Raw genomic sequence first — 17852 nt, 5'->3', positions numbered from 1 at the left:
AAGATACAAGAGAATACTTGTCTCGGGCAATGAAACTGATGAAGTGGAATTCAAAATAAAGTGTAAGGATTACTTGATTGGATCTTCAATTTTAAAAAACCTATAGCTTCTCTTTTCAGGCGAAAAGAGGTTAAGATATCAGGAATGAGAAATACTAAACTAATTGTCTCAATTACTAATTTAAAAAGTTTTCTATGAAAAAAATCATTGGACTGTCGGTACTCTTCTTTGTGTTGGGAGTGCAGATGGTAGTCGCGCAAGCCAAACAAATTACTGGTAAGGTTACCAGTAAGGAGGATGGACTTGGAATCCCCGGCGTATCTGTTGTAATAAAAGGTACAACGGTAGGTACGGTAACCACTATTGAAGGTGATTATTCCATTCAGGCAAACAGCAAGGATGTATTGGTATTCTCTTTTGTAGGGATGAAAATGCAGGAAATTGCCATTGGTGCAAGAACTCTTGTAAATGTAGAAATGGAAGCAGAAACCATTGGTATGGACGAAGTTGTTGTAACAGCTTATGGTTCTAAAGGTAAGGTAGGTTTGAAAGGTGCTGTAACATCGGTACAGTCATCCGAATTGGAGCAAGTGCCAATGGCAACTTTCGATCAGGCTTTGCAGGGTAAAACCACTGGGGTTTACATTAGTTCTGGTTCTGGTCAGCCAGGATCGGGAGATACAAAGGTGCGTATTCGTGGTAATGCATCTATTACCGGTAATAATTCTCCATTGTATGTAATGGATGGTGTGCCTATTGAGCCTTCAGTATTTGCATCTTTAAATGTGAACGATTTTGAATCGATTTCTGTTTTGAAGGATGCTTCTGCATCATCAATTTATGGTTCTCGTGCATCAAATGGGGTAATATTGATTACAACCAAGCGTGGTAAGGCAGGTGAGACCAAGTTTAACTATCGCTTTCAAAATGGTTGGACCAGCAGAACTCGTGATAAGTTCGACATGATGAATTCAACCGAGAAGTTGGCATTTGAAGAAATGGCCATGAGAGGGGAAGGATGGAGATTGTCTCCTTTGAATCCAGCCAATGCTGGTTTGTCTGAAGCTCAGTTGGCTGCCAATGAAGGAGAATTGAATCGCCTAAGAAATACCAACACTGACTGGAGAGATGTATTTACTCGTACTGGGCAAACACAAAGTCACGAGATTAACATGTCTGGCGGTAACGATAAAACCAGATTCTATTTTGCTTTACAGCGTTTTGAGCAGGAAGGACAAGCCATTCGCTCCGATTTGGAAAGAACGGCTGGACGTATGAACCTGGATCATAAGATTAATGACAAGTTGCGTTTCGGATTGTCAACTTCTATGGGTTACACAACTTCAAGTATGATTGAGTCGGAAGGTGGAATCGCTTTGGCTAATCCATTTGCTGCAGCTTACCTGGCAAATCCTTATGAAAATCCATATGATGAAAAAGGAAATATTGTAACTGGTGGTGGTCGCACAGGTTCTAATGCTTTGGATCGTTTGTTGAATTCATCGAATAACAAAGCAGAAACCAAAGGTGTTGGAGCCATGCATTTAGAGTATGACCTTATTAAAGGTTTAACCATTAAGTCTCAGGTTGGGATTGACTATAGAATGACGACATATGAGCGTTGGCTTGATCCAAATTCATATGCAGGTCAGCAAGTTTCCAATGGAGAGCAAGGTTCTATTAGCGAAAATTTTGCCCGAAGAAGTGAAATGAACTTTACCAATACTGCCGATTACAAAACTGAAATTGGTGAGAAGCATGTAATTGGTGCTTTGGTTGGTTCTGAGTTAATCAAAAGAAAATATGATGGTTTTGGATATACAGGTTATGGACTAAACGGGAAATTACCTGAAACACCTGCTGCTGTTACTCCGGGATCTCCTGATAATAATTTTATTCCGAATGTAAGTGGTTACAAATCGGAGAGAAACTTATTTTCTGTTTTCTCAATTTTGAATTATACTTACGATTCAAAATATTCATTCTACGGAAGTTTGCGTAGAGATGGTTCTTCTGCATTTGGTAAGAACAACAAATATGCGGTATTGTACTCTTTAGGTATTACCTGGAATGTTGCTGAGGAAGCATTCATGAGCAACCTTAGCTGGGTGAATAACCTGAAATTGAGAGCAAGTTATGGTACAACCGGTAACCAGGAAGGTATCGGAAGCTATGAGTCGCAAACTCTATATGGTGCAGGATCATATAATGGACAGCCTTCCATGGGCTTGACACATGCAGGAGATCCAGACATCAAATGGGAGATTGGGAAGAAATTCAACATTGGTATCGATTACAACTTGTTTAATAATCGTATTTCGGGTTCTGTTGAATTCTATAATGACATCACTTCTGATCTGTTTATTGTACAAACGCTTAGCTCTTGGGCGGGTGTTCCTGGCGACTCAAAAAGCGTAAATGCTGGTAAAATGAGAAACCGTGGTGTGGAATTCCTATTCAGTGCCGATGTAGTTCGTACCAAAGACTTTACCTGGAGTGTAGGAGCTAACCTTTCTTATAATGACAATGAAATCTTATCGTTGGGTCAGGTTGATGAGTTCGAACAGGGAACTTCTATTGTGAAAGTAGGATTGCCATTGGGATCTCATTACATCGTAAAATGGGCTGGTGTTGATCCAACAACAGGTAACCCAATGTATTATACAAAAGATGGACAGCTAACTGATACTTACCGTAGCTCTGATGCAGTTACCGATTTCGGAACCAGCGAGCCTCCATTCATTGGTGGTTTCAATACCAAATTATCTTACAAAGGAATTGAGCTTTCTGCAAACTTCTCATTTGCACATGGGTACAAGCGTTTCAACAACCAGAGCTTCTTCCAGGAGAATCCAAACTTTGCGCAGTTCAACCTTTCTACAGAGATGAATACCATCTGGCAAAAACCGGGTGATATCACAGAAATTCAGCGTTTGGGAACCGAGAGAGAATTCTCTTCTAAAGACATTGAGGATGCCTCATTCTTGAGATTTAGAAATCTGATGATTGCATATACTTTACCTAAGAGCTTGCTTCAAAATCAAAAGGTAATTGATAATGTAAGAATTTATGCGCAAGGACAAAACTTGTATACCTGGACCAGCTACACAGGTTTTGATCCTGAGGATAGCGACAACATTGCAAAGTATGAATATCCATCTTCAAGATTCTTTACTGTAGGTGTTGATGTTGCTTTTTAATTTTTAGAGATTAATTATAAATATAATGAACAAGATATTTTATAGCCTGTTATTGGCAGTAATGGTTCTGTCCAGTTCCTGTGAGGATCTGCTGGATTTGAAACCAACCGACTCAATTGACGAAGGGAAGGCCTTTGAAAATGTAGAAGATCTTGAGCCAGGAATGTTAGGAGTTTATTCTTCTTTTGGTGGTTCAGGGGCTATTGTGAATTCATCCCGTGCAGGTGATGATTTAAGACTATCTGACGAGAATACAGGTCAGGGTGTACAAATGCACAACTGGACTTTCACAGCTAGCGAAGGAAGTACAGGGAGTGTTTGGGTTGATATGGCTCATACCATCGACCGTGCAAACCGAGTATTGGCAGCTGCAGAAAAATTTGCTGCAAACAACGAAAATGCTGCATTGGTAAATAGAATTGTTGGAGAAGCTAAATTTATGCGCGCATACTGTCATTTTGAATTGGTGCGTTTGTTCTCTGGTAACTATTCTCCAGATGCTTTGGCAGTTCCTTACATGCTTGAATCTAATGTGGCCGCTGAGCCTGCAAGAGAGAAAGCATCGGTTGTTTATACCAATATTATTAATGATTTGAAGGATGCTCAAAACCTTCTTCCTGCTGATTTTACAGATCGTACTCGCGCAACCAAAGATGCTGCTACTGCATTGTTGGCAAGAGTTGCTTTGTACCAAAACGACTGGGCCAATGCCATTGCTTATGCAAGCGATGTGATCGATAATTCTGCTGTAAGAATGGCGAATGCTTCAGAAATTGCAAGTCTTTGGACAGATGAGTCTGCTGACGATGTAGAAGTATTGTTCCGCAGAGCTCGCACCACTCCAGGTGAAGGTTTATTGGGAGATATCTACACTCGTTCTGGTAATGGTGATGTCTTTTTCCATCCGGGAGTTGACCTAATGTCAAAGTATACTGCTGAGGATGCAAGATTCAACGTTTATTTTACTCAAGTTGATGGTAAAGATGTTGTTGCAAAGCACAGAGGCAAAGTAGGTGGAACATTAAACCTTGTAGATGTGAAACTGTTGCGTATTTCTGAATTGTATTTGATTCGTGCCGAAGCTTCAGCAAGAAGAAATGAAGGCAACGACCTTGCAAATGCAGCTGATGATATCAATATGCTAAGAGCAAACCGTATTGCTGATTATACCAATATCAGCTTTGCTTCACAAACATTGGCAATGGATGAAATCCTATTGGAAAGAAGAAAAGAGTTGGCTTACGAAGGACACCGATTCTATGATTTGAGAAGATTTGAGAAATCGATTCATCGTATCGAAGAGGATGCACTACTGGCATCAAACGCAAATCTTGAAGCGGGAGACTATCGATTTGTATTCCCAATTCCAATTGAGGAAATCTTTGCAAATGACAATATGGTTCAAAACCCTGGATACTAAAAAATTAATAAAATGAGAAATATATATTGGCTTTTTATCTTACTGGTTTCCATTGGTTTTGGAGCCTGTGATGCCGATCCTGAATACTTTCAGGAAGATGATTCTTACATTGCATTCAATGTGGCATCTGCTTCAGTAGCCGAGAATGCAACTGATGAATTGGAAATCCCGGTAAGGATTTCAACAGTTAACCCGAAAAATGTAACTCTGGACTATGAAATCGTTCTTGAAGGATTAGACGCTCCGGCTGAAGAAGGAGTAGATTATCAAATCATGAACGAATCAAAAACATTGAGCTTCTCATCTACTCAGCTTGTTGATGTGATTCGCATCAAGACCATCGACAATGACAGTAAGGATGGCGACAAGCAGTTTGTGATTAAATTGAAATCTAATTCAGCTGGCATAAACCAAGGTTTGGCAGATGGAGCGGATACACAATGTTTGATTACCATTTCTGATGATGAGCATCCTTTAGCACTAATCTTGGGTAACTATATTCAGGATGACTATTTTACTGATGGATCGTATGATGCAAATTCAGGAAATAATATGGTGATCCAGGCAGATCCTAATGATGATACTAAAGTTTTCATGACAGGTTTCTGGGGAATCAACGACAAGATCATTGTTGCGTCGGTTGATATTGAAAACCAAACAATGAGTATTCTTCCAGGACAGTTATTGTTTGTGCATAGTACGTATGGTGACTGTTTTGCAGTGAGTTTCGAAATCGTTCCTGATAATAATGGTGATGGCAGAAATGATGTGGTTTATCATCCTCAGGATAACATCGAATGTACAATTGATGAAAATGGAAACATTACCACTGGAATGTGGGCTCCAACCGTATCTGCAGGATCTTTTGCATACTATGGAGAAACCGTTTTCACCAAGCAATAGCAGATTCTTTTTTATAACAACAACTAGAGTTTTCCCCCGGTTCATTGGGGGAACTCTTCTCAATAACTCAATGGCCAGTGGAGTAAATTTTACACAAATTTTAGTTAGTGGAAGACTAGAGAAAAGGGGAATATACCCCTATTAAGTCCCCTTTCTCTATTCTCCTAAGAAAACATGAATGATATGTCTGTGGGCAGGTTGGCACTATTCTATAAATTGAATTATTAACATAGTCTGCAAATATAACTATAAGCCGACCTGCCAAATTTTTAACCCAAATGAAGAGAGCATTGCAGAAATAATGCAAACAACATTCTTCTTATAGAAAATACGATATGAACCATTTTTTTAGCGCAGTACTTCTAATGCTTACAACACTTTTTTCTACAGATCATTCCAGAGATGTAATAAAACCCAGCATCAATTTAATTAGCCCTGTTGATGCGGTAAGAGTGATGCAAGGTGAAACGGTAATTGTGAATGCGCTTGTAAAAGACAATCAGGTCTTAAAGGATTTCCAAATCAAGATAACCAAGGGTGGGGATAGCTCACTCTGCTTTGCTCGGTATTTTTCCTGCAATCACATGGTAAATGCAAAACGAGATGCAAAAGGGAATGATATCCCTGTTATATCCGGAAAGAAAGAGACCTGTTTGGAGTTTGCCATAGGCGTTGATGAAAATGCAGTGGTAGGAGATTACTACTTCCAACTCGAAGTAGAGGATGAATCCGGAAATAGGAGCATGAAAAAAGTAGGTTTCTACATAGAAAGAAATTAAAACGATTCATAAAATGGAATACAGTAAATGCTTGGTTGATGTACAAGAAAATCTTGTATGCAGCAAATAGGTAGTTGTAAAGTGTGAGTGATGGTTGGGAAGCCATCAAAAGACCGGATGGTGTATGCATTCGGTCTTGTTTTATATGTTATGGTGACAGTTTTATGCGAACCCATTTAAAATGATGATCCATCAAGTTGCATACTGCAATTCAATCAACTTTTTGTATTTCCCATGCCTGATTTTCATCAGTTCCTCATGGGTTCCCTTTTCCACAATGCTACCATGTTCCAATACTACAATCTCATCGGCCTTTCTAATGGTGGATAATCGGTGAGCAATCACAATGGAAGTTCTTCCTTGCATAAGTTTTTCCAAAGCTTCTTGCACCAAAAGTTCCGATTCTGAATCCAATGAGGAGGTGGCTTCATCTAAAATTAAAATCTTGGGGTCGTTCAAGATGGCGCGTGCTATGGCAATCCTTTGGCGCTGACCACCCGAAAGCTGCGTGCCGCGTTCACCTACTATGGTATCGAACTTTTCAGGGAAACGATCGATAAACTCCAAAGCATTGGCCTTTTGTGCAGCTTCGAATATCTCCTGATCGCTGGCATTGGGCTTTCCGTAGCCAATGTTTTCCCTGATACTACCGCCAAACAAAAATATGTCTTGTGGAACCAGCGAAATCTGATTTCTTAAAGCCGATAAGGGATAGGCATGGCAATCGAGTTCATCGTAAAACAAACTATTGCCCGGTGGTTGGTGCAACATTAAAAACAAGGAAGCCAAGGTACTTTTCCCAGCACCACTATGACCAACCAAGGCCACCATTTGATTGCTTCTAATCTCCAAATCGATATCATTTAAAACCTTTTGTTCCAATCGGGAAGGGTAGGCAAAGCTTAGCTTTTTAAGCTGTATGGAGCCATTCATTTTGTATTTGGCATCGATCTCCTTGATGTCCTCAATTTCCTCGGGAACTTCATCGTATATTTTGAACAGATCCTCGGTTGCACCAATAAATTTCTGGATGTTGGTATACACATTGGCCAATCCGCTGATGGTTCCACCCACAAAAACCGAATATATGACAAAGGAAAACAGATCTCCTGCAGCCATTTCTCCTGCCTGCAGCAATCTCGATCCCTGCCAAACCATGGCAGCAATGGCTCCAAACAATCCCAAAATGATAAATGAGGAGAAAGCACCACGATATTTCCCACGAGTCATGCCCAAATCGGCAATTTCCAGAGTTTTCTTCTTGTAACGGGCAATCTCGAGAAACTCATTGGTAAAGGCTTTTACACTTTGTATGCCTTGCAGGGTTTCTTCAATAATGGTATTCGAATCGGCAACCTTGGTTTGTACTTCCTTGGAGAATTTACGAATAAATCTCCCAAAGAATCTCGCGGCAATCATGGTAGGAGGAAGCGTAATCAGCATAAAGGCGGTTAGCTTGATGGAGATCACCGCCAAGAGGATGATACCGCCGGTAATTACAATAATTTGTCGAATAAAATCGGCCAGGGTACTGGTCATGGTTTCCTGCAACTGGATTACATCTGCCGATATTCTGCTGTTGAGTTCGCCAACTCTTCTTTTTTCGAAAAACTGTAAGGGCAGCTTAATCAAATGGCGATAGCTGGCCTGGCGCAAGGCAGCTAATGATTTTTCGGTAACATTTACAAAGAGTACAATGCGAAAGTAGGCAAAGGTAGCTTGCACCACCAGAATAATGGCAATGAGGATAACGGTTTGGTTCAGACTTTGTCCCAGAGTGGTGCTGTTTCCAGTATTTACCAAATCACCCAATAGTTTTGGAAAAGCCAGACTTGCCAAACTCGATCCCAAAAGGAAAAACATTCCTAAAAAATATTGTCCCCGGTAAGGTTTGATGTATTTGTACAAGCGCAAAGCGCTACTTAATCCGCTGCGGTTAATCTTTCCTTTCGGAACACTAGAGGTGTCGGAGCCGTGTGATCTTGCCATTGTGTGGTATTACTATTTGGTTTTAGTATTAATAATACACAAAATAGATGAGATATTGTTTGGGCTAAAGCTTATTTGTATGATTAATATGGGCAGACCCCTGCTAGTTATAGCTTATAGCTCGGGCTAACTGGGGTTTGGATAATTGTTAGGATAATTCCATAAGTCAACAACATCAACATATTTATTTTTAAGCAGTATTTACCTGATTATAAAAAACATGAATTAGTAATAATTAAATTACAAAACTTGATTAAAGGACAAATATGTCTTAAATTATTATTGCTAAAATAGATTGTTTAATATTAATATTTTAAGTCATGGGGTTAGTTGTTGTTCCATTATTTGATGAGAAAGTGGAAGCCTGGAAAGCTTGGGCTAAGTCCCTTTCAAATGAGAAAAGTAATGAGTTTAGTGATTTTAATAAAAAGTATGGGTTGACCAGACATAATGCCTGGCTGGCAGAAACGCCGGGAGGCAAGGTTGTCGTTGCCTTACATGAGGGCCCCGGTGCCGATGATTTTTTGCACAAGGTAGCTGGATCAAATGATAGTTTTGAATTGTACTTTAAAGAGAAACTAACAGAGTTTCATGGAATGAACTTTGATGCTCCGCCACCACCAATGCCTGTTCAAATGATATAGTAGCCTCCCGCTAGTGCGAGCTTATAGCTCGTACTCTGCCTTGGCAGTAATTGAAGGATTTCTACTTCAGATGATATGTTTTGTAAATGATATTTTGCATTCGCAAAGCAAGAGCTATAAGCTCGCGCTATTTGGGTTATTTCACTGCTCTAGGCAATACATTTTCTCTTTTCAATATTCCATCCTTGCTGGTAACATACAAGTAATAATCAGCAAGTCCGTATTCAATATTGACATCCAATTTTAGTTCTATAAACTCGAAATCATCGGAATCGGTAACAAGCTTATACCTCATTGTTTTGATTAAATTTTTGTCTACCGCTTGAAATAGACTGTACTTTGAAACTTTCCCAATTGTCATCGATATCATTTTATAGCTCTCATTATACATTTCTAGGTTATGCATTATTCGGCCATGCACCATTGGGGTTGTGTAGTTTTTGTCGAGCAAGAATCTTGCACCATCTTTATGATTGAATGAAGTTAGAATGTCCTTAACCATCAAACTTGCTGTCTTTTTCAATTTTGGATCAAGATTTTCTAGCGGTATCTTTTGGTATTCTGTAGGACCACAAGAGGTGATGAAAAAAAGCCCTACCATCAATAAAATCAACTTATGAAGAGTTAAATCCTTACTTAGTTTTCTCATGTTACTTAATACTTTGTTTTTAAATGTGATGCAATACAAAGCGCGAGCTACAAGCTCGCGCTTTCTGGCATTGTTTTTTTAAGCTATAATTTGGAAAGTTTAATCTTTTAGAATACAGCCAGCATAAGTTTTGGTCTTTTCAATCTTTTTCTTTTTTAAATCCATATCGTAATAGGATTCATCTTTCAAGCAAGTTCTGATAAATTTAATGCCCACTTCTTCAATTTTCTTCAATTGTTCTTTGGTAATTGGATAGGTCATTGCAAAACCTGAATAGATTTGAGTTCCTGATACAAAGGACTGAGGAGTTGCATTTTTAATGGAAGTGAGTTCCATGATAGACTTATCTCCCAATTTCAAATTCAATTTGCTCCCTTCAGGAATTAAAAAGGCCTGATCGCCAGGAATGTTTACATAGGATTCCAGCCTATAATCATCGCCCAACCTGTAAAAAGCAAAGGTGAAATAGAAGTTATGCTTCTGCACAATTCTTCTTTCCACTTTCCCAGAAAATTCATCTACTTTTTCGTGGGTATACTTGCAATTTTGTGCATTTGTAATGCTCGTAATGGATAATAAAAGAAATGCGAAGATCAATAAGAATTTTGTTTTCATAAAGTGTGTAGTTATGGGTTAGTAAATTATTAATCTCCTTTTTTGTGTTTGTGTGGTTTTAATGTCGGATGTTTAGGTTTTGTTTCTGGATTTACACGTCTTCTTCTGTCATCTTTACCTTCTTCTGTTTTTGGTTTAGGACCTGGTTTGATTGCTTCAATTGTAGTCATACTGTTAGATTTTAAATGATTATTCTATTTAATTTTTGGTATTTCTCATGCTACCGCACGAGTTCTCTCGTGTGGTTTTGCTAAAAAGGAACGCGATAGAATCGCGCACCAGCGGGGGGCACCAATGCTTTATGAGCCATTCTTAGTGTACGTAATTATTTCTTTAAAACTCTGCCAATCAATCGACTTCTTATCTATATTACCCGTTTTATCAATTTCATAAAATCGTTTAAACGTTCCTATTTCCACATCCGAGAGCCAATATTCTTTACTAGCAAATATTGGTTTCATTGTAGATGATAAATAGCCATTTAAATCTATTCTAATCTTACATTTATCTAATTTCCATAAATCTTCAATGGTTAATTTTTCTTTATTCTCATGAAGTTTTAAAAGCGGTGATTTAATTATTACACTCTCCTCTTTACCATCTCTTACAATAGAGGATTCGTAATTGAATTTATGAGCAAACTGCCAAGAACACCTAACTTCAGGAGCTAGTCTAGTTGTTAATTTAAGCTTTTCCCAATTTTGAGAATTCTTCCCATCAGGTTCTTTTTTTATTCTTAATAAATGTGCTGCAATATTTAGGTTTAGAACACTATCAGGTCCTGTAAAAGCAATTTTAAAACAAAGTTTATTTTCTTCTGAATTAAATAATATCTTGTCATGCAAGACTAGTTTATTTCTAGACCCTAATTGGCTAATTCGACTGCTAATCCTATATGATGCCTCTTTCATTGCCTTCATGCGGTCGTCAAATGATTTATCTTTATCAGAGTAATAAAACAAAAATGGATTTGTACCTAACAAATCAGAAGGAAGTTTTAATTTTGAATTTCTAGGTATTATAGGAAAAACCCTTTCTTTACCTAGAGTGCCTAATAGGAGACCTAATTCAAATACTACATTATCCCTAGGAGTGTCATAGTTCCTATCTCTAGATTTAGTTTCATCATCTGGAGTAAATATTACAATACCAAAATCATATTCGTCAATGTTTAATAATTGATTAATAGTAGATTCAAATCCATTTTCGAAATAAAGAGACCATGGTGTAATATCTAAGTCTTCATGCTCAAGTAAACATACTAATGCTTTAGTATACTCAATTGCTTCACTTGTCGAAGCTATAAAAATTTTAGGTTTATGGTAGATGGTTTTCATATGGTATGGGTTTTTATGCACACTAACTGTTTTGTTATAATTTGAGGGCGATTTACAACTGCCGTCTTATCAAACTTGCGTTTATTGTTTTTGTTACATTATCTAGTTGAGTGTTACTGTCCTTGAAGTTTAGTTTTTGTTAGGCCCTTTTATTGTTTTAATATTTCTTCATAAAATTCACTTTCATGTCCGATAGAAATTTTAGTACCGGTGTATAAATTCAGTAAGTCTTGCTCACTAATTTTTATTGCTGGTAATTTTTTTGAGTATTTCTTATTAGAAGTAGTGTGGTAATTTAATTCAATACTGTATTCCCCAGATTTTATTTGATGGTTATAAGGATTATCATTTTCATCTTTTAAATTCCATTTAATACAAAACAGATGTAATTCTTTGTCTGAATTTTCTGTAAGTAGAAATGGATGGAATGGCTTTGAAAATACATCTTGAGTTTTCTTTAGATCATTTGTGAATAATTTCTTACTATCAACAAAAAACATAGGTTTATATATAAATCTATCAGTTTCATTTTTTACTACAAAGAAAAGCTCATCAAGTACAACAGGATTAGGAGTCTTATTTATAAATGAGATACTAAATACTAAAGGAATAGTACAAGGATCTACTCCAAAGAATTTCTTTACTACATCAACACTAGTATCATAGGTGAATGAAGCTCCTTTGGTTCTTTCGAAAAACTGACCTTTCGTTAAGGCCTGTACATCTATTCCAGCTTGAATTAATTGTTTATTTATATTCCTTCCCTGCTCAGTAATGTTATTCATTAAGTCATAATAAAGGCACTCTGACAATAAGTTTTTCTTATTTTCTTCTGGTAAGCTAAAAAGAGTGGTACTAGTCTGATATACCTCTATTTCTATGGGTAAACTTCTGGACAAAAATGTAAATAGACCTATAGCTAGTGAAATTATCACAGCTGTTAATGCAAGTACATCTTGTCTGCTAATTCTTCCATACTTCCATAGCATATAGAAAACAAGAGTAAAAATTACAATTGCTACAATTAGCAGTATAAAATGTAAATTCATTGTTTTAATCATTCTTTTGTATTGAATATGTTATAATTTTAAAATTGTGTCTAACTAGTTGATATGTGAACTAGTGCGTATGTTTTTCTTATATCAATCTAAAAAGATGTACAATACTGACCTATATGGGGTGTATTGTGCACCTTTTATAAAATCGATTGGTAATTTACAAAACAATAATATTTAATCAAAGGAATGCATAATCTAATTTATAGTATAATTATAAGAATAAGTCAATTTGCTTATGATACATGAGGGAAGTATTAATTATAGCATTTTAAAAATCGATCTTGGTAAATTGCAATTCCTGTTTGTATGAGCTTTAATTTCGTAAGCAGAATTAATCCAGAATAACTTCCTTAACCCTTTCATTTCCCGGATAATCAAAAGCCTTTACAACTATTTTATTTCCCTTGTATTCCGAGTTGGCTACACTGGCAGCATAATGCCATTTACCATTTTGAGCATATTCATTGGCATGTCCTTTTTCAAACAAGCTTCCATCACTGCTATAAATTTCAAGCTCAACACGCTTCACTTTAAAATCATCAAATGCAATAATTTCAATGATATCCCCAATTTCACCATGATAATTACTGGTGTCTATTTTTTCAATTGTAGGAGGGTGGAAATAATCCGATACTGCCAGGTTATAGCCGCTGTAGATGCCTTTTTCCTTAGCTACTCTATTGTATTCTTCCATCAATTCAGAATCATGCTTTTGAGTGTTTGCATATAGACTAGCCTTTTTAAATCGGTTTTTTTGTTGCTCTTGCGCAACGGTTCTTTTCCCTGAATAATGGGCTGCTACAGATAAAATGGTTTTTCCTTTACGTTGTCTAAACACAAGGTTTTTTCCTAATTTTCCACTCAAGCCCGTTGTGATTAAATTTCTTTTTACAATAGCCATATTTCCTATATTTTGGATATAATCAATCTCTATATGTTGGTATCAGCGCTCAAATAATCATGACTAACATGTTCATATACATGATAAAGGTCTCAATGAAATCATAAAATGTCAACAGGCTGATTATAACACCAGCAAAATTCCAAATGATAATTTATCAACACAACGAGCAATCCCACTTAACAATAACACCCTCCTAGATGGTGCATTTACAGCTGTGCTACTTCTTCGCTATTCCTTCGCTATTTCTGTACTATGCCTATGGTGTTTTTAGTGTAACATAAATACAAACAAAAAGAGAAGCTAATATGTTAATGAATTACAGTTTTGAAAGTCAGAGAAATAATACTTTGTTTATTTTAATTCTAAATAAATACCCACCTAAAGAAACTACCTGTTTAAATCACCTCACCCCAATCCTCTCCTTGAGGTGAGGAAGTAGTGCAAAAGAATAGGGGTATGTTTGGTTAATTTATTTAAAGCACCGCTTATTTAATGCAGTAACTGTGTAATGCACATCGAGCGGGAGCCGCCAATCGGACGCGATTCGGGGCAGACCGTTACTATGGAAAGGCGAGCAGTATCCGATTGGCTTGATTCTTTTGTTTCTTTTCTCATCTAAGGAACCGAGCTGTGCGAGCTCATGAATGCCCGTGAAAATTATGAATGAATAGAAAAGATAAAGAAAAAGCCTGTCTGACTTGAAGACAATACAAACAATCCATATTCGTCGCATAAAACGACCTAGACCAAACTACTCTACACTTGCGACGATAATAAACTGCATCAATAACCCAGGGCGGCGGTCATTATCATTCCCTTGCCCTGGGCTGAATGATCTTTGCCCTTCAGGCAAAAATTGTTATACCCCTTTGCCTGTCGGGATTCTCCTCTGAAAAGGGAAAACTCCCAAATCAACTCAATAGTGCATTTTGATCGGGAGCTGCCGATCGGACGCGATTCGGGGTAGACCGTTACTATGGAAAGGCGAGCAGTATCCGATTGGCTTGATTCTTTTGTTTCTTTTCTCATCTAAGGAACCGAGCTGTGCGAGCTCATGAATGCCCGTGAAAATTATGAATGAATAGAAAAGATAGAGAGAAAGCCCGTCTGGCTTAAAGACAAAAACATAAAGTCTGCACAGACCCAAGGCATTGCCTTGGATTTACCATTATTATAGCTGGTGGAAGAGACAGCATGAATGCTATCTTTACTTAGAATTGGAAAAATAAAAGGTACCAAAAGTAAAAGGCCATCCCTTTCGAGATGGCCTTCAATTCTATTGTGTCAATGGCAAAAGCCATCACTAATATCTTACTTTAATTCTTCCAAAGCTTCTTTAGCCGCATTCAATAGAGGTTCAGCCGATAAATCATTACCAGTAGCCTCAACCATCCATTGGTTAGGAGTCAAACGACCTTGCTTAAAGATGCGATCAACCTCAGCAGGGAAACTTCTTCCTTTTAATTGTTGTTCCAACTGGAACTCAATTACATTACCAAATGCATAGTTCGATAGGTACAACGGACTGTTCAACATGTGCGAGTATACAGCCAAAATTGGTTGATCTTTCACACCGTAAACAGGAGCGTAGAACTCGTTCCAAACTGCTTTCGCGATATCCATGGTAGCATCGCGCAATTCAGCAGCTGTAGCGTTAGGATTTTCATACAGCCATCTCCACATGCGAATGTCTACCAACGAAACACCCATAATTTCGTAAGCACTCCAGAAAAGATCCAATTTCTTTAAGGCTTCTTTTTGTGGGGTATCATCTTTAACGTCCAAAAGTAGCATGTCGCGCTTTTGGAAGATAAATGCCAAAGCCTCAGTAAATGCTGTGTTAGGAACACCATTCAATACAAAGTTGTCCACATCATATAGTGAGATGGTTTGCTCAACATTGTGCCCAAACTCGTGGATCGCGATGTTGTAACCCTTGTAATCCATACCTTTTGCACCAATTCTGGTACGCAAGTGAGCTTTTTGACCTTTTGCAGCGCCACCCCAGGCGTGACCTGAACCTCTTGCAGGATCAACAGCAATTCTGTCTGCCAACCACTGAGCTCTTTCCTTGTCGTAACCCAATTTTACCAACAGGTTCGCCAAATCAGCTTCCAAAGCAGCAGCATCAGGATACAAACCTCTGGTTTGAGCATCTAATTTCGACTCATCCATTCCGCTACGAGCCTTGAAACCATCGTACCAAATATCAAATGGCTGTAACTTACGACCCAATCTCTTTTGAATCAGTTTACCCACTTTTTTGGTCTCTTCAGAGCTTAAGAATGCAGAGAAAATCTTTTCAGTTGCTTCCGCAGAGATCTCTTTTGCTCCGTCGTACTGTCTCTTGATGAATGTATTCTGATCTGGATAGTAAGGATCAATGGCTTTGTTTGCGTGGAAGTTATTCAGGATTTGTTGATATCTCTCGTTTGGTTCCGGAGTAGCATCAACAGCTTTGCCAGCCTTGTAAACTACGTTTGTGTATGGATCCCATTCGAAATCACCCGAGTTAATTACCTTTTCAGGGATTTCCTGAGAGATGATTCTCTTCATCACCTGGTAAATCATCTTTTGCTTGCTTAAACCATCTTTTTTATTGGCATAGTTCGCTTTGATCTCATCACGAAGGTTCCAGTGAGAAAGCAATACCTTATCTTCCGGGAAGAAACGGTTTCCTTTCTTATCGGTAAGGTGGCCTACATAAATGTTGTAATCTGCAATGTACACATCAGAACCTGCAGCAGCTGTTCCGGCAGCTTGCAACAATTCCGAAGGAACTCTTGCTGTAAAGTAATCACCCAAACGAGCGTATGCCCATTCCTGGCGAGTCCAGTTCTTTGCATTGGCTTCTTTCTCAGCCAGGCTGAATGAAGGGAAGTTCAAAGCAATGGTAAAAGCAATTTTGTTGTTGTAGAAATCGTTCATCCAGTGCGAACCTACACTATAGGCACCAAAAGCATTGTCGATAGGGTGCTGCTCGAAGGTGTTCAAGTGAACAGGCTCCAATAAATCTAGAGTAATCTTGTTGAAGTGTCCTGTAATGATCTCAAGGTTTCTTGAAATTTTCTGGAACACCATTTCCTTTTCAGCCTTGTCGGCGATATAGCTTTTCTTACAGAAGTTTTTGAAATCGGCTTCTGTTCCGTCGCTCATGCGCCAAAGACTAGCAGCGTGTTTTACGCCTTTCTCAAGTAAAGCTTTATCCAAACAATTGGTGCTTAACTCCTCAATGGTCGATTTGATTGTTTCGGCAGTAATGTTAGAGGTTTCTGCCTTCTTTTCTGCAATAACTTGATTAGTAGTGGATACTAAAGTTAAAAATGCAGCACAAAGAATAAAAATTTTCTTCATCTGATTAGGTTTGTTATCTGATAATTGAATTAACAGGGCTAATATAAGAAATCGCATCTCCGCAAACAATGAGCAATCTCAGTTTAAACTTTGTGTGCCGCTAAACAAATTGAGCAATAAAAATTCCTGATTCGTTTCTCAGATTGAATTACATGTGTTATTTTTGCGGAAAAATTTTATACATAAATTATGGGAAGAGCATTCGAATTTAGAAAAGCGCGAAAAATGAAGCGTTGGGATAAGATGGCCAAAGCCTTTACCCGAATTGGGAAGGATATTGTTATTGCAGTAAAAGAAGGTGGCCCTGATCCGACAACAAATGCTCGTTTGCGTGCGGTTATTCAAAATGCTAAGGCAGCCAACATGCCTAAGGAAAATGTTGAGCGTGCCATTAAAAAAGCCTCTTCAAAGGAGCAAAAGGATTTTAAAGAGATTGTTTACGAAGGATACGCACCACACGGTATCGCTATTCTTGTTGAAACAGCAACCGATAATCATACCAGAACTGTAGCTGATGTTCGTTCATATTTTAACAAATGCAAAGGTAGTTTAGGTACTGCAGGTAGCGTTGAATTTATGTTTGAGCACAAATGTCATTTCAAAATTGAAAATACAGGTCATGATGTTGAAGAACTAGAGTTGGAGATGATTGATCTTGGTGTTGATGAGGTATTTGCTGAAGAAGATGGTATTATGCTTTATGGTGGTTTTGCTGATTTCGGAAAGATTCAAGCTTACCTTGAAGAAAATGATATGACTGTAATTTCATCTGGTTTTGAAAGAATCCCAATGGATACTAAGGAATTATCAGAAGAACAAGTTGCTGATGTTGAAAAGTTATTGGAGAAATTGGAAGATAACGATGATGTGCAAAACGTATATCACAACATGGCATAATTAGAAAAAGATTTTAATCTTATTATAGTTAACCCGGTTCAAACTTGAATCGGGTTTTTTTATTTCCCATTTCCAATTCAGAATTGCAGATCTTTTTTTAACT

14 protein-coding genes are annotated in these 17852 nt (G+C 37.8%); 6 read left to right on the top strand and 8 right to left on the bottom strand.

Annotation, left to right across the window (positions count from 1 at the left end; translation table 11 throughout):
* Positions 1-194 precede the first annotated feature (194 nt).
* The 4 genes from ACKPCA_RS06730 (at position 195) to ACKPCA_RS06715 (ending at position 6302) form a co-directional block, all read left to right on the top strand.
* On the top strand, positions 195-3200 hold the full coding sequence (locus tag ACKPCA_RS06730; protein ID WP_321282076.1) for a SusC/RagA family TonB-linked outer membrane protein: 3006 nt from the start codon (positions 195-197) through the stop codon (positions 3198-3200).
* A gap of 25 nt (positions 3201-3225) precedes the next feature.
* Positions 3226-4620: a RagB/SusD family nutrient uptake outer membrane protein gene (locus ACKPCA_RS06725; RefSeq protein WP_321282075.1), complete on the top strand. Its 1395-nt coding sequence runs from the start codon at positions 3226-3228 to the stop codon at positions 4618-4620.
* 12 nt (positions 4621-4632) lie between these two features.
* On the top strand, positions 4633-5523 hold the full coding sequence (locus ACKPCA_RS06720; RefSeq protein WP_321282074.1) for a Calx-beta domain-containing protein: 891 nt from the start codon (positions 4633-4635) through the stop codon (positions 5521-5523).
* Positions 5524-5858: 335 nt separating this feature from the next.
* Positions 5859-6302 carry a DUF4625 domain-containing protein gene (locus ACKPCA_RS06715; RefSeq protein ID WP_321282072.1) on the top strand — a complete coding sequence of 148 codons (444 nt, stop codon included), beginning with the start codon at positions 5859-5861 and terminating at the stop codon, positions 6300-6302.
* Positions 6303-6494: 192 nt separating this feature from the next.
* Here the strand turns inward: ACKPCA_RS06715 and ACKPCA_RS06710 are convergent, their stop codons facing one another.
* On the bottom strand, positions 6495-8291 hold the full coding sequence (locus ACKPCA_RS06710; RefSeq protein ID WP_321282070.1) for an ABC transporter ATP-binding protein: 1797 nt from the start codon (positions 8289-8291) through the stop codon (positions 6495-6497).
* A 320-nt stretch (positions 8292-8611) separates the two neighbouring features.
* Here ACKPCA_RS06710 and ACKPCA_RS06705 point away from each other — a divergent pair, with 320 nt between their 5' ends.
* A complete protein-coding gene (locus ACKPCA_RS06705; RefSeq protein WP_321282069.1) occupies positions 8612-8935 on the top strand; it encodes a hypothetical protein in 324 nt (107 codons plus the stop codon).
* A 136-nt stretch (positions 8936-9071) separates the two neighbouring features.
* Here ACKPCA_RS06705 and ACKPCA_RS06700 read toward each other — a convergent pair whose 3' ends face one another.
* The 7 genes from ACKPCA_RS06700 to ACKPCA_RS06670 all read right to left on the bottom strand — a co-directional run bounded on the left by ACKPCA_RS06700 (position 9072) and on the right by ACKPCA_RS06670 (position 16852).
* A complete protein-coding gene (locus ACKPCA_RS06700; RefSeq protein ID WP_321282068.1) occupies positions 9072-9584 on the bottom strand; it encodes a hypothetical protein in 513 nt (170 codons plus the stop codon).
* A gap of 99 nt (positions 9585-9683) precedes the next feature.
* Complete coding sequence (locus ACKPCA_RS06695; protein ID WP_321282067.1) at positions 9684-10199, bottom strand: hypothetical protein; 516 nt, start codon at positions 10197-10199, stop codon at positions 9684-9686.
* A 29-nt stretch (positions 10200-10228) separates the two neighbouring features.
* Positions 10229-10369, bottom strand: a complete 141-nt coding sequence (locus ACKPCA_RS06690) for a hypothetical protein (protein WP_321282065.1) — start codon at positions 10367-10369, stop codon at positions 10229-10231.
* A 129-nt stretch (positions 10370-10498) separates the two neighbouring features.
* On the bottom strand, positions 10499-11536 hold the full coding sequence (locus tag ACKPCA_RS06685) for a TIR domain-containing protein (RefSeq protein ID WP_321282064.1): 1038 nt from the start codon (positions 11534-11536) through the stop codon (positions 10499-10501).
* A gap of 149 nt (positions 11537-11685) precedes the next feature.
* Positions 11686-12585 (bottom strand): cytochrome c oxidase subunit II, encoded by a 900-nt coding sequence (locus ACKPCA_RS06680; protein ID WP_321282063.1) that lies wholly within the window; start codon positions 12583-12585, stop codon positions 11686-11688.
* Between the two features lie 340 nt (positions 12586-12925).
* On the bottom strand, positions 12926-13495 hold the full coding sequence (locus tag ACKPCA_RS06675; RefSeq protein WP_321282062.1) for a lipocalin/fatty-acid binding family protein: 570 nt from the start codon (positions 13493-13495) through the stop codon (positions 12926-12928).
* Positions 13496-14809: 1314 nt separating this feature from the next.
* A complete protein-coding gene (locus ACKPCA_RS06670; RefSeq protein ID WP_321282061.1) occupies positions 14810-16852 on the bottom strand; it encodes a hypothetical protein in 2043 nt (680 codons plus the stop codon).
* Positions 16853-17041: 189 nt separating this feature from the next.
* Between ACKPCA_RS06670 and ACKPCA_RS06665 the strand changes: the two genes are divergently transcribed.
* Positions 17042-17749 (top strand): YebC/PmpR family DNA-binding transcriptional regulator, encoded by a 708-nt coding sequence (locus tag ACKPCA_RS06665; RefSeq protein WP_321282060.1) that lies wholly within the window; start codon positions 17042-17044, stop codon positions 17747-17749.
* Positions 17750-17852 lie beyond the last annotated feature (103 nt).

This window comes from Marinifilum fragile (assembly GCF_963677365.1).
Taxonomy (GTDB): domain Bacteria; phylum Bacteroidota; class Bacteroidia; order Bacteroidales; family Marinifilaceae; genus Marinifilum; species Marinifilum fragile.
Note: the sequence above shows the minus strand (reverse complement) of the source record. Positions and strands in the feature narration are given on the sequence as shown.